The 12,557-nt window shown below is 62.4% G+C and carries 12 protein-coding genes; 7 read left to right on the plus strand and 5 right to left on the minus strand.

Annotation, left to right across the window (positions count from 1 at the left end):
- Nucleotides 1–3: 3 nt before the first annotated feature.
- From L8K08_RS04625 to L8K08_RS04645, 5 genes are all read left to right on the plus strand, one after another.
- Nucleotides 4–1,188: an alginate O-acetyltransferase gene (locus tag L8K08_RS04625; protein WP_242194608.1), complete on the plus strand. Its 1,185-nt coding sequence runs from the start codon at nucleotides 4–6 to the stop codon at nucleotides 1,186–1,188.
- Between the two features lie 16 nt (nucleotides 1,189–1,204).
- Nucleotides 1,205–1,861, plus strand: a complete 657-nt coding sequence (locus L8K08_RS04630) for an alginate O-acetyltransferase AlgF (RefSeq protein ID WP_053254501.1) — start codon at nucleotides 1,205–1,207, stop codon at nucleotides 1,859–1,861.
- Between the two features lie 208 nt (nucleotides 1,862–2,069).
- Nucleotides 2,070–3,521, plus strand: coding sequence for a mannose-1-phosphate guanylyltransferase/mannose-6-phosphate isomerase (locus L8K08_RS04635; protein WP_119738428.1), 1,452 nt, complete (start codon nucleotides 2,070–2,072; stop codon nucleotides 3,519–3,521).
- A gap of 276 nt (nucleotides 3,522–3,797) precedes the next feature.
- Nucleotides 3,798–4,262, plus strand: a complete 465-nt coding sequence (locus L8K08_RS04640; protein ID WP_106579538.1) for a multidrug transporter — start codon at nucleotides 3,798–3,800, stop codon at nucleotides 4,260–4,262.
- 14 nt (nucleotides 4,263–4,276) lie between these two features.
- A complete protein-coding gene (locus L8K08_RS04645) occupies nucleotides 4,277–5,089 on the plus strand; it encodes an SDR family oxidoreductase (protein WP_242194610.1) in 813 nt (270 codons plus the stop codon).
- Here the strand turns inward: L8K08_RS04645 and L8K08_RS04650 are convergent.
- Entirely contained in the window at nucleotides 5,086–5,943 is an 858-nt protein-coding gene (locus L8K08_RS04650) for a LysR family transcriptional regulator (RefSeq protein WP_145161257.1), read from the minus strand. The genes L8K08_RS04645 and L8K08_RS04650 overlap by 4 nt on opposite strands.
- Nucleotides 5,944–6,054: 111 nt before the next feature.
- On the opposite strand from L8K08_RS04650, the gene L8K08_RS04655 reads away from it, so the two are divergent.
- Together L8K08_RS04655 and L8K08_RS04660 are read left to right on the plus strand one after the other, a co-directional pair.
- Nucleotides 6,055–7,242, plus strand: a complete 1,188-nt coding sequence (locus L8K08_RS04655) for an MFS transporter (RefSeq protein ID WP_242194613.1) — start codon at nucleotides 6,055–6,057, stop codon at nucleotides 7,240–7,242.
- The gene (locus tag L8K08_RS04660) at nucleotides 7,235–7,636 is read left to right on the plus strand and encodes a DUF4440 domain-containing protein (protein WP_242194614.1); all 402 of its coding nucleotides are present in this window, start codon (nucleotides 7,235–7,237) and stop codon (nucleotides 7,634–7,636) included. Before L8K08_RS04655 ends, L8K08_RS04660 begins: the two co-directional genes overlap by 8 nt.
- A gap of 118 nt (nucleotides 7,637–7,754) precedes the next feature.
- Here the strand turns inward: L8K08_RS04660 and L8K08_RS04665 are convergent, their stop codons facing one another.
- The 4 genes from L8K08_RS04665 to L8K08_RS04680 are packed head-to-tail and all read right to left on the minus strand — an operon-like array spanning nucleotide 7,755 to nucleotide 12,515.
- Nucleotides 7,755–8,615 (minus strand): HlyD family secretion protein, encoded by an 861-nt coding sequence (locus L8K08_RS04665; RefSeq protein WP_145161251.1) that lies wholly within the window; start codon nucleotides 8,613–8,615, stop codon nucleotides 7,755–7,757.
- A 10-nt stretch (nucleotides 8,616–8,625) separates the two neighbouring features.
- Nucleotides 8,626–8,826, minus strand: a complete 201-nt coding sequence (locus tag L8K08_RS04670) for a DUF1656 domain-containing protein (protein WP_119738415.1) — start codon at nucleotides 8,824–8,826, stop codon at nucleotides 8,626–8,628.
- Nucleotides 8,816–10,993, minus strand: coding sequence for an FUSC family protein (locus L8K08_RS04675; protein ID WP_242194616.1), 2,178 nt, complete (start codon nucleotides 10,991–10,993; stop codon nucleotides 8,816–8,818). Before L8K08_RS04675 ends, L8K08_RS04670 begins: the two co-directional genes overlap by 11 nt.
- Nucleotides 10,994–11,003: 10 nt before the next feature.
- Nucleotides 11,004–12,515, minus strand: a complete 1,512-nt coding sequence (locus tag L8K08_RS04680) for an efflux transporter outer membrane subunit (protein WP_242194618.1) — start codon at nucleotides 12,513–12,515, stop codon at nucleotides 11,004–11,006.
- Nucleotides 12,516–12,557: the final 42 nt, after the last annotated feature.

Here is a 12,557-nt window from a genome sequence, read left to right on the forward strand (position 1 = left end):
ACCATGACCCGTTCATTCCGCGTCCTCTACATCGCGCTGTTCCTGCTGGTGCTGCTGGCCCTGGGCGCCTGGTCGATGCGCAGCTTCTTCGGCTTCAGCACCAACGCCGACGCGACCGTGCTCAACGGTCGCTGGACCAAGGCCGTCGAAACGCACTACGACGACCAGTTCCCGATCAAGCGCATCGGCACCAACCTGTGGGCCGCGCTGGACTACAAGCTGTTCAACGAAGGCCGCCCTGGCGTGGTGCTGGGCCGTGATCACTGGTTGTACAGCGACGAGGAGTTCAACCCCATCGTCAACGAAGACCAGAACCTTGAGGGCAACTACGCGCTGGTCGAAGGCGTGCGCCAAAAGCTCAAGGCTCAGGGCATTCAATTGGTCATGGCGATTGTGCCGGCCAAGGTGCGCCTGTACCCGGAACACCTGGGCGAAGTGAAACCGGCGAGCATCCACGCCAACCTGTATCAGGACTTCCACGCCCGTGTCGCCGCCGACAAGATCATCGCGCCCGACCTGCTAGGCCCGCTGCAACAGGCCAAGCTGGGCGGCACGCAAGTGTTCCTGCGCACCGACACCCACTGGACCCCGGACGGCGCTGAAATTGCCGCCAAGCAACTGGCCAAGGTGATCAGCGAAAAGGCCCCGCTCAGCAGTGAGCCGCAGCGCTTTGTCACCGAAGCGGAAAAAACCGAGCCGCACAAAGGCGACCTGCGTCTGTTCCTGCCGCTGGACCCGCTGTTCGAAAACCTGATGCCGCCCAAAGAGCCGCTGCAAAAACGCGTCACGCACCTGGCTGAAAACAAAGGCGACGACGGCCTGTTCAGCGACAGCGAAACCCCAGTGGCACTGGTCGGCACCAGCTACAGCGCCAACCCCAACTGGAACTTCGTCGGCGCCCTCAAGCAAGCCTTGCACAGCGACGTCATCAACTACTCCGAAGACGGCCACGGCCCGATTCTGCCGATGCTCAGCTACCTCAAAAGCGACGACTTCAAGAACAGCCCGCCACAGGTGCTGATCTGGGAGTTCCCTGAACGTTATCTGCCCGTCAACAACGAAATCGGTGATGCCGACCCGCAGTGGGTTGCGCAGCTTAAACAAGCCGGTTCGCGCCAACAGAACATGGCACTGAACACCCCAGCTAAAACCCAAAAATCCGAGACGCCCGACCGGGCGCAAAACTGAAAGAGAGGTAACTCACATGACTTTCACTACTACTCCGCGTCGTCTCGCCAAGACCCTGGCCATTGCTGCCGGCTTGAGCTTCGTATCGATGTCCGCCTTCGCCGGGGGCGACGCCGCCCTTTACGGCCCAACTGCGCCGAAAGGCTCAAGCTTTGTACGTGTGTACAACGCCAGCAACCAGGAAGTCAGCGCCACCGTCGGCGCCACCAACCTGAGCGACGTTGCGCCACTGGCCAGCAGTGACTTCAGCTTCATGCCGGGCGGCGACTACAGCGCCAAGGTCGGCAGCCAGACCGTGCCGGTCAAACTCGCCGCCGACCACTACTACACCCTGGTCAACAGCGGCAGCGGCCAGCCCCAACTGATCGAAGAACCGCCGTTCAAGAACAAGCAGAAATCCCTGGTGCGCGTGCAGAACCTCAGCGACAAGGCCCTGACCCTGAAAACCGCCGACGGCAAGACCGACGTGGTCAAGTCGGTGGCCGCCAAAGGCCGTGGCGAGCGTGAAATCAACCCGGTGAAGGTGAGCCTGGCCCTGTATGACGGCGACAAAAAGGTCGGCGACGTGAAGCCAGTGGCCCTGGAGCGCGGTGAAGCGGCGGTGCTGTATGTGACCGGTTCCGGTTCGAGCATTTCGCCAGTCTGGGTAAAACGCCCGGTATCGACCCGCTGATTAGATTCTTGAACTGACCCATGCCCCCTGTGGGAGCCGGGCTTGCCCGCGATGGCATCACTGCGGTGTAACTAAAACACCGAGTCGTCTGCATCGCAGGCAAGCCAGCTCCCACAAGGACCAGGGTGTCAGTTCAGACCGAGACAAAAACAAGAGTGAAACGACAAACCTTCGTAGCTCTGACCCAAATTGATTCAAGGAGAAACACATGATCCCAGTAATCCTTTCCGGTGGTAGCGGCTCACGTCTTTGGCCGCTTTCCCGTAAACAGTTCCCGAAACAATTCCTGGCCCTGACCGGCGAGCACACGCTGTTCCAGCAAACCCTGGAGCGTCTGGTGTTCGAAGGCATGGACTCACCGATCGTGGTCTGCAACAAAGACCACCGTTTCATCGTCAACGAGCAACTGAGCACGCGTAAGCTCGAATGCCAGCGCATCCTGATGGAGCCGTTCGGTCGCAACACTGCGCCGGCTGTGGCCCTGACGGCGATGATGCTGGTCAATGAAGGCCGCGACGAGCTGATGCTGGTGCTGCCCGCCGACCACGTGATCGACGACCAGAAAGCCCTGCAACGCGCCCTGGCCCTGGCCACCGTGGCGGCCGAGCGTGGCGAGATGGTGCTGTTCGGCGTACCGGCCACCCGTCCGGAAACCGGTTATGGCTACATCAAGTCCACCAACGATTCACTGCTGCCCGAAGGCGTAAGCCGCGTTGAACAGTTCGTCGAAAAACCCAATGAAAAACGCGCGGTCGAGTTCGTCAAAAGCGGCGGTTACTTCTGGAACAGCGGCATGTTCCTGTTCCGCGCCAGCCGCTTCCTCGAAGAGCTGAAAAAACACGATCCGGACATCTACGACACCTGCCTGTTGACCCTGGAACGCAGCGAGCAGACCGCCGACACCGTGACCTTCGACGAAGCCACCTTCGCCTGCTGCCCGGACAACTCCATCGACTACGCCGTGATGGAAAAAACCCAGCGTGCCTGCGTGGTACCGCTGAGCGCCGGCTGGAGCGACGTGGGTTGCTGGGCCTCGCTGTGGGCGGTCAACGATAAAGACATACACGGTAACGTCAGCAAAGGCGACGTGGTGATCCAGGACAGCCGCAACTGCATGATTCACGGCAACGGCAAGCTGGTGTCGGTGATCGGCCTGGACAACATCGTGGTGGTGGAAACCAAGGACGCGATGATGATTGCCCACAAGGACAAGGTCCAGGGCGTCAAGCAGATGGTCAGCACCCTCAACGACCAGGGCCGCAGCGAAACCCAGAACCACTGCGAAGTCTATCGTCCGTGGGGCTCTTACGACTCGGTGGACATGGGCGGCCGCTTCCAGGTCAAGCACATCTCGGTCAAGCCGGGCGCGTGCCTGTCCCTGCAAATGCACCACCACCGCGCCGAGCACTGGATCGTGGTCAGCGGCACGGCCGAAGTCACCTGTGACGAGAACGTGTTCCTGCTCTGCGAGAACCAGTCCACCTACATCCCGATCGCCTCGGTGCACCGCCTGCGCAACCCGGGCAAGATCCCGTTGGAAATCATCGAAGTGCAATCGGGCAGCTACCTGGGCGAAGACGATATCGAGCGCTTCGAAGATATCTACGGACGCTCCACCCCGGTTGAACGTGGCGTGTCGGTGAAAACTATCGCGCAGTAATACAGTCGTAGAAAGAAGCCCTCACCCAGCCCATTGCGTCCCCTATCCGCAGTGGGTTGGGTGGGGGCTTTTTTTGTGGGGTTTTGGGGTGTTGCTGAAGGCCTCTTCGCAGGCAAGCCAGCTCCCACAGTTAACTGCATTCCAACGGATGTACGCGGTTAACTGTGGGAGCTGGCTTGCCTGCGATGGCGGCGGCCCAATCAACACTTATCTCAAGCTCGCCAATCCCACCTACGCTTAAGTTAGGATGCTCGTTCCCTATTCGAGGTGGTCTCCATGTTCTTCGGCGTTCTCCTGATCATCACCTGGCTGATCCTGCTGCTACGCTACCCGGCCAAGGCGTTGCCGGTGTCGCTCGCGGCCGCTGTCGGCCTGGGCTGCGTGGCGATTTGGGTGGTGTGGCTGGACAGCCGCGAAGCCTCGCAACTGTCGCGCCTGGAACTGCGCATCAGCTATGCGCCGCAGGAATGCCCGCCAGACCGGCCGCTGAAACTGGTCCTGAGCAACGGCAACGACGTACCGCTGACCGAACTGCGCTGGCGCGTTGCAGCGTATGCACCGGGCGACTCCGTCAACCTGGCCGACAATGTCTACGCCGCTCCACGCTATCGCGGCCCCGGCGAGTTGCAGGCCGGCGCCACCTGGGACGACTGCCTGCCCACACCACCACTGCGCCCCGGCTACCGCCCGCAAACCCTGGAATTTCGCGCCGAGCACCTGCAAGGCAGTTTCTCGGACTGACAAAGGATTGATTCATGCCCAATGTACTGATCACCGGCTGCTCCAGCGGCATCGGCCGCGCCCTGGCCGATGCCTTCAAAACCGCAGGCCATGAAGTGTGGGCCAGCGCCCGCCAGCCTGATGATGTGAGCGCCCTGGCTGCCGCCGGTTTCAAGGCCGTGCAACTGGACGTCAACGACGCCATGGCGCTCAAGGCGCTCGCCGAACAGATCGGCGGGCTGGACGTGCTGATCAACAATGCCGGCTACGGCGCCATGGGCCCGCTGCTCGACGGCGGCACCGAGGCCATGCAACGCCAGTTCGAAACCAATGTGTTTTCCATCGTCGGCGTGACCCAGGCGTTGTTTCCCGCCCTGCGTCGAGCCAAAGGCCTGGTGGTGAACATCGGTAGCGTCTCCGGCGTATTGGTGACACCGTTTGCCGGCGCCTACTGCGCCTCGAAGGCGGCGGTGCACGCGTTGAGCGACGCACTGCGCATGGAGCTGGCGCCATTTGGTGTGCGCGTGATGGAAGTGCAGCCGGGCGCTATCGACACGCATTTTGCGAAAAACGCCGGCGCCCAGGCCGAGCTGTTGATCAACGAAAAGTCACCATGGTGGCCGTTGCGCGAAGGCATTCGTGCGCGCTCCCAGGCCTCGCAGAACAACCCGACCTCAGCCGAGCAATTCGCGGCGCAGGTATTAAAGGCCGTGCAACAGCCAACGCCGCCACGGCTGCTGCGCGCGGGCAATGGCTGCCGGGCGCTGCCACTGGTGGCGGCCTTGGTGCCCAAGGCCCTGTTGGAAAAAGTCTTGAAGAAGCGCTTCGGCCTGTCGGGCTCGCTTTAGCCTTTCATGAAATCAATAAACGCCCGCACCTTGAGCGGCAAATGCCGGGTGTCCGGGTACATCGCGTAGATCCCCTGTGGCGCAAAACGATGGTCCGCCAACAAGCGCACCAAGCGCCCCGCCGCCAGGTCATCCTGCACCAACCATTGCGGCAGCACCGCCACGCCGAGGCCGCGCACGGCAAACGCCTGAAGCACGGCCGCACTGTCGGCCACCAGCGCAGTCGGGCCGGCACGGTATTGATGCTCGCCGCCGGCCGGGTCGGTCAGGCTCAGTTCGGTCAAACGGCCATGGCCCAGCTTGGGCACCTGCTCCAACGCATCCAGCGTTTGAACCTCGGCAAACTCGGGCGCTGCCACTGCAAACACCTCAAAGGTCGACAACTGCACCGCACGGTGATTGGAGTCGAGCAGACGTCCCAGTCGAATCGCCACATCAAAGCGTTCCGAGATCAAATCGGCGTGGGTCGAGGAGGTGGATAGGTGAATGTTCAGGTCCGGGTGCAAGCGCCGAAAGGCCTCGATTGCAGGGGCAACCACCGCCAGCGCGTATTCGACTGTGGTGGTGATGCGCAACGTGCCTTTGAGCTGGGCATGTTCGGAGCGCGCCTCTTCCACCGCCAGGCGCGCTTCTTCAAGCATGCGTGTGCAGCGCAGGTAAAAACGCTCGCCGGCATCGGTCAGCGCCAGTTGGCGGGTGTTGCGCGTCAGCAGGGTCACGCCCAGCTCTGCTTCCAGGCGCTTGAGGTTGAAGCTGACCACGGCGCGGGTCTGGCCCAGCAAATCGGCCGCAGCGGTAAGCGAACCGGCTTCTACCACAGCCTTGAAGGTGTCGAATCGGTCCAGGCTGACCATCGGCCACGCCCTCCTTTGTCAAAATATTTTTGACAAACTAACAGGCAAACCGGCGTAGCCCAAACCCTGCTGGCGGCCTACCCTGCGCGCTTCATTCGCAGGATCGCGTCCATGACCTACCGCTCGAAAGTCGCCTGGATCTTTTTATTCGGCTTTGCCCTGGACCTGGTGAACATGTTTGTCGCCACGGTCGCCTACCCGGACATCGCCCGCGAGCTGCACGCCTCGGTCACACAATTGGCCTGGATCAGCAATGCCTACATGCTTGGGTTGACCGTGATCATTCCCCTGAGCGTGTGGCTGGCGGCACTGATGGGCGAGCGAACGCTGATCGCGGCGAGCCTGCTGTTATTCGCGGGGGCTTCGCTGATGGTCGGCCAGGCGAGTTCTATCGAAACCCTGATTGGCTGGCGGGCGCTGCAAGGCTTGGGCGGCGGACTGCTGATTCCCGTGGGCCAGGCCATGGCCTACCGGTATTTTCCAGCGGCAGAACGCAGCCAGTTGACGGCGCGGGTGATGTCGGTGGCGCTGCTGGTGCCGGCGCTGTCGCCGGCCCTGGGCGGGTTGATCGTCGACAGCCTGTCGTGGCGCTGGATCTTCTATGCCAACCTGCCGCTGGCGTTGCTCACGTTGCTGCTGGCACTGCTGTGGATAAAACCTGACGCGCCTGCCACGGTGCGCCCGGCCCTGGACGTGGGCAGCATCTTCAAGCAGATCCGTAGCCCGATGCTGCGCGTGGCGATATTGGTCTATCTGTTCATCCCCGGCGTCTTTATCGGTACCAGCCTGATCGCCATCCTTTACCTGCGCGGCCTCGGCTACGACGCCACGCAGACCGGCGCGCTGATGCTGCCGTGGGCACTGGCCTCGGCACTGGCGATTTTCCTGAGCAAAAAACTGTTTAACCGCTGCGGCCCCAAACCCTTGCTGCTGGCGGGCATGGCGTTGCAATGCAGCGGCATCCTGTTGCTCAACCAACCCGCCTGGGTGATTGCGGCCTATGCCTTGATGGGCCTGGGTGGCAGCTTGTGCAGCAGCACCGCGCAGACGCTGGCGTTTCTCGACATACCCGCTCAACGCATGGGCGATGCCAGCGCGCTGTGGAATATCAATCGGCAAGTGAGCTTTTGCCTCGGCGCGGCGGCACTCAGTGCGTTGTTGTCGGCCTTGGATTCCTTCGCCATAACCTTCACGATAGCGGCAGCCCTGACACTGCTGCCCCTTTTTGCAGTGCTGCGCCTGGACGCTTCCAGAGTACGGACACTGCTTCACCCAGCCAACGAGCCCAGCCATGATTGATTACAGCGATTTTTTTGAGGAAGTGATCCAGACCCACGTCGAGATCGAGCAATGGTTTGCCGGCGTTGCGCCTGAAGGCACACTGGAAACCTTGCTGGCGCGCTTCTCACCCGAGTTCAGCATGGTCGCACCCGCCACCGGCACGCGGGTAAATGCGGCCGGGGTGAAAGCACTGTTCACGCGCCTTGGCGGTATGCGCCCGGGCTTGAAAATCACCTTGAGCGAGATGACCGGGATCGACCGCCATGCACGCGGCGCCACGGTGACTTACCGCGAACATCAGGTTGATGACAGCGGCACGCAGACTGATCGACGCGCCACCGTGGTGTTCGAGAAGCAGGCCAGTGGCACCTTGCTGTGGCGCCATCTGCACGAAACCTTTATCAAGGCTTAACACCGTCCAAACTGTGGGAGCTGGCTTGCCTGCGATAGCGGTGGGTCAGCCATACATACTTCAACTGACTGTCCGCCATCGCAGGCAAGCCAGCTCCCACACAAGCCAGTTGCCACAGTTAGTGTTGTGTTGGGTTGACGATCACCGTGCAAGTAATGCCCGCCGCCAACAGCACGCCTTCAGGCACTTCATCAATGTGAATGCGCACCGGCACGCGCTGGGCCAGGCGCACCCAGTTGAAGGTCGGGTTCACATCGGCGATCAGTTCGCGGCTCTCGGGGTTGTCGCGGTCGTAGATGCCGCGCGAGATGCTTTCCACATGGCCCTTAAGCGTCTCGCCACTCATCAATTGCATATCGGCCTCGTCACCGACTTTGACGTGGGGCAGCTTGGTTTCTTCAAAGAAGCCATACACCCAGAACGAATTCATATCGACCACGGCCATCTTCGCCTCGCCGATGCGCGCGTAGTCGCCCCGGTGCACATTAAGGTTGGTGACGTAGCCGTCCACCGCCGCCACCACTTGAGTGCGTTTCAAATTCAGCTCAGCCGCTTCCAACTGCGCCAGCGCGTGTTGGTAATCGGCCAGGGCCGAGTCGGCGATGTTGCTCGCGTCGTCGCGGTTTTCCTTGGAGATCACCAGGGCGTCGAGGTCGGCGCGGCGGTGAGCGTTGACCTTGCGCATCTCCCAGGTGGCCTTGCGCGAAGCCACCAGCGATTGCGCCTGCTTGACCGCGATGCGGTAGTGCTCGGGGTCGATCTGCATCAGCAGGTCGCCCTTTTTCACCAACTGGTTGTCACGCACCGGTACGTCTACCACTTCGCCGGTGACGTCGGCCGCCACGTTGATGATGTCGGCGCGCACGCGGCCATCGCGGGTCCACGGCGTCTCCATGTAGTGCACCCACAGCGTGCGGCCAATCCAGATCGCCAAAGCCAGTACCAGCAAGGTCGCGAGCAGGCTGAAAAACTTTTTCATCGGGGCATTCTCAACGGTAGACGGTCAGCGCCAGGGCGCCGAACAAGCAAACGAACAGGCTCAGGCGCAGCAACGCCGGGTGCCAGAAAAAACGGTACAGGTCGAACCCGGCCAGGAAGCGGTCCAAGGCCCAGGCCAACCCTGCGGCGATAAAAAACATCAGGGTCATGGTCGGCATGTAAACGCCGTGGAATGCGATTTCACGAGGCATTCGGGGATCCTTTGAGGGCGGCCAGGGGCGATTGCGGGTCCAGCAACGACGTGCGGATAAAGTGCAGGTAGCTTTTCACCCGGCGCAACGCCGAGGTGTCGAAGTGCGGGGCGAAGGGTTCATCGGTGGCCTGCACACGGCTGATCGCATGGTCGACGGCAATCAACCCGCGCTCCAGGTTGCTGGCGCTCGGTTGCAGGAACAGCCGCACCAGCGAGCGGCCCATCACGCGGATCGCCTGGCGCCAGGGTTGCGACTCGGCATACGCCGGGTGCACCGGCAATATCGCCTGCTCCTTGCGCAACTCGATGATCGCGTGGCCGACTTCCAGCACCACGAACATCCAGCGCAGCAAGTCGCGTTGCACGTGCGGCTGGCCGACGGCGAGGCCGTAAGCCTGGTGCAGCAGGTCGCGGGTGCGGCTTTCAAAACTCGACGCCAGGCCCTTGAGCTTGCCGCTGATCGCGTACACCACCTGCTCGCGCAGGTCCTGCTCCAGACGGCGCCACAACCAGCGGCTGTTCGGCGGCAGGATAATCGCGCCAGCCGCCGCGCACACCAGCATGCCAATGACCATGGCGATGTAGTCATTGATAAAGCTGTAAGGGTTGTAGACCGTCAGGTTGTCCGGCACCGAGCCGGTGCTGAAAAAGATCAGCAAGCCCACGCCGACGCCGGCGTATCGCGGGCGGGAGGCGAGGAACGAGCCAAAGATAATCACCGGCGCAAGCATCACGCACAGCAGTGGGAAGCCGTCGATCCACGGGAACACAAAGAACATTTCGACAAAGCCCACCAACGCGCCGATCAAAGTGCCGCAAGCCATCTGGAAGGCCATACGTTTCGGGTTGGGCGTGGCGGCGGACAGGCCGACGGTGGCGGCGGCGATCAGGGTCATGGTCGCGCCGCTGGGCCAGGCGGTGGCCACCCAGTAACTGCCCAGCACGATCAGGATAAAGGACGCGCGAATCCCCGAAGCGGCGCAGGCCAGCCAGTTGGTTTTCGGCGTGTAGGCTTCGCTCCACTGCTCGCGCTCATGGCTGTGATCGGCCAGTGATGCGTGGGTCTGCGCGTAGTTGTGCAGGTCATCGACAAAGCGGTATAGCAGCTCGTAGGCAGTATGAAAATCCAGCTGCTCGGCTTCACTCGGATTGCCTTGCTGAAAATTCGCACGCAGGCGGCGCACTTTGGCGGGCAGTCCATCCTTGTAGGCGCTCAATTGATTGACCAGGCGCGCCGCGTCGGGGCTGGTGAGCGCACGGCCGGAGAAACCGTCAAGGACTTCGGCCAGGTCTTGCAGGCCCGGCTTGATTGCCGCGGCGACGTGGTCGGCTGCATCCGTGCGCAGCCGCTCAAGCAACTGGTGCAAGGCGTTGAAGCGCGTGGTGATGCTCATGAATTCGCTGTTGAGGCGACTCAGCCGGCCATTGCGCCGCCGCATGTGCGGGTCTTCAAATACGGTGACGCTGCGCAGCCCTTCCAGGCCTACGGCCTCGGCGATAAAGCGCACATTGCTGGCCTCGAACTCTTCACGCTGGCTGCGCCCGCGCAGGCCATCGGTGACAAACAGCGCGAACACGCCAAAGCGCTGGTACAAGGCGTTGCGCATCGCGGCGCTGCTGGTTTGCGGCAGGATCGCGGCGCTGACCAACGTCGAGCACAGTATCCCCAAAGAGATTTCCAGCACCCGCCACACCGCCGCCATAAAGGCCCCGTCCGGGTGGGCCAGCGCGGGCAAACCCACCATCGCCGCGGTGTAGCCCGCCAGCACAAACCCATAGGCGCGAAAGTTGCGATTACGCGTCGCACCGGCCGTGCAAATGCCCACCCAGATCGCCAACGCGCCGAGGAACAATTCGGTGTTCTGCGCAAACAAGGCGATCAACAAGACCATCACCGCCGACCCCGTCAGGGTGCCGAGGAAGCGGTAAAAGCTCTTGGCGAAGACCTGACCGCTCTGCGGTTGCATCACGATAAACACGGTGATCATCGCGGTGCGCGGTTGCGGCAGTTCCAGGCGCATCGCCAGCCACAGCGTGAGGAACGCGGCGATCAGCACCTTGAAGATATAGACCCAGGTCACGCCATCGCTGCGTGCCCAGTCGAAAAAACCACGGCGCCACTCCAGGGAGTGCAACCAGCGCAGCGGTGCAGGCAAGGGCGTCATCAAATCCTACTCAGTGATCAAACACGGCAAGCGCCGCCGGGGTCTTGCTCGGAAGGGTCTTGGTGTCTGGCGGCACATCGTTGCCGGCGCCGAGCCCGCCGCCCAGGGCGGTGACCAGTTCGGCGTGGGCACTCAGGCGTGCGGCTTGCACCTGTTGCTCGATTTGCTGCTGGTGGAACAGCAAGGTCTGGGCGTTCAGCACGTTGAGGTAATCGGTGAGGCCGCGCTGGTAGGCGATCATCGCGATGTCGTAGGTTTTCTGCGCAGAAGCCACGGACTGCGCAGCGAAGGACGCCTGCTTGTCCATCGATTCGCGGCGGATCAACTGGTCGCTGATGCCCTTGAGCGCGTTGACCAGCGTCTGGTTGTACTTGGCCACGGCCAGGTCATAACCGGCGCTGGCTTCGCCCAGTTGCCCACGCAAACGACCGCCGTCGAAGATCGGCAAGGTGATCGCCGGGCCGACGTTGTAGTTGAATTTCTTGCCCGCCAGAAACTCCAGCAGGCCGCCGCCGGTGGCCATGTAGCCGAGGCTGCCGACCAGGTCGACGTTGGGGTAGAAGCCGGCGTGCGCGACGTCGATGCCACGGGCTTGCGCGGCGACCTGCCACCGACCGGCGACCACGTCCGGGCGCTGGCCAAGCAATTGCGCCGGCAGGCTCGACGGCAATTTCAGCGGCGCGGCGAGGGACAAACTCGGGCGTTGCAGTTGTGCACCCTCGCCCGGACCTTTGCCCGCCAAAGCAGCCAGTTGGTTGCGGCTCAGGGCGATGTCCTCGTCGAGCGCGTCGAGCTGGCGATGGGTCTCCGGCAACGGCGTTTCGGCCTGGCTGACGTCGAAGTGCGTGCCGATCCCGGCGTTCAGGCGTTTATTGGCCAGGTCGAGAATCTGCTGCTGCTGGGCCAGGGTGGCGGCGACGATGTCGCGGTTGGCGTACTGCAAGGACAACTGGATGTAGGCGCGCACCACGTTGTTCTGCAATTCGAGCTGGGCCTGGCGCGCTTCGGCGGCGCTCATATGCGCCAGGTCGACAGCGCGTTCGCTGGCGTTGCTTTCGCGGCCCCACAGGTCGAGGGCATAGCTCAGGCCCAGAGACGAATTGTTGTCCCAGGTGGTTGTTCCGCTCAACTCGCCGGGGCCGTAGAACTGATCCTTCGGCCAGTTGTGGCGTTTGAGGGTGGTGTCACTGTTGATCTGCAACGACTCGGCCGACTCGGCGATGCCGGCCATGGCCCGCGCCTCACGCACCCGCGCGGCGGCCATGGCCAGGCTCGGGCTGTTTTGCGTGGCAAGTTGCACCCACTGATTGAGTTGCGGATCGCCATAGGCTTGCCACCATTGCGTGGTGGGCCAGTGGGCGTCGTGGGCGGCGCTCTGGATGGCTTCGTCGGTGGCCAGGTTATTGGCGTTGAGGGCCCGGCCTTGGGGGGCGATTCCTCCGGTTCCGATGCAGCCGCTGATTGCTAACGATAAGGCCCAAACACTGAGAGTCTTCAGCTCTCTGATGATGCGACGCGGCACGGCAAGCGTATTCCTGAGGTGGTGTTGCGCAAGAGGTGGCGC

This window comes from Pseudomonas sp. TREG-RG-20F-10-E-6-01 (assembly GCF_022662455.1).
GTDB lineage: Bacteria > Pseudomonadota > Gammaproteobacteria > Pseudomonadales > Pseudomonadaceae > Aquipseudomonas.

Bases quoted from the DNA above. Each gene is read 5' to 3' on its own strand.
- L8K08_RS04625 (WP_242194608.1), top strand. From the start codon at position 4: ATGACCCGTTCATTCCGCGTCCTCTACATCGCGCTGTTCCTGCTGGTG.
- L8K08_RS04630 (WP_053254501.1), top strand. From the start codon at position 1,205: ATGACTTTCACTACTACTCCGCGTCGTCTCGCCAAGACCCTGGCCATT.
- L8K08_RS04635 (WP_119738428.1), top strand. From the start codon at position 2,070: ATGATCCCAGTAATCCTTTCCGGTGGTAGCGGCTCACGTCTTTGGCCG.
- L8K08_RS04640 (WP_106579538.1), top strand. From the start codon at position 3,798: ATGTTCTTCGGCGTTCTCCTGATCATCACCTGGCTGATCCTGCTGCTA.
- L8K08_RS04645 (WP_242194610.1), top strand. From the start codon at position 4,277: ATGCCCAATGTACTGATCACCGGCTGCTCCAGCGGCATCGGCCGCGCC.
- L8K08_RS04650 (WP_145161257.1), bottom strand. From the start codon at position 5,943: ATGGTCAGCCTGGACCGATTCGACACCTTCAAGGCTGTGGTAGAAGCC.
- L8K08_RS04655 (WP_242194613.1), top strand. From the start codon at position 6,055: ATGACCTACCGCTCGAAAGTCGCCTGGATCTTTTTATTCGGCTTTGCC.
- L8K08_RS04660 (WP_242194614.1), top strand. From the start codon at position 7,235: ATGATTGATTACAGCGATTTTTTTGAGGAAGTGATCCAGACCCACGTC.
- L8K08_RS04665 (WP_145161251.1), bottom strand. From the start codon at position 8,615: ATGAAAAAGTTTTTCAGCCTGCTCGCGACCTTGCTGGTACTGGCTTTG.
- L8K08_RS04670 (WP_119738415.1), bottom strand. From the start codon at position 8,826: ATGCCTCGTGAAATCGCATTCCACGGCGTTTACATGCCGACCATGACC.
- L8K08_RS04675 (WP_242194616.1), bottom strand. From the start codon at position 10,993: ATGACGCCCTTGCCTGCACCGCTGCGCTGGTTGCACTCCCTGGAGTGG.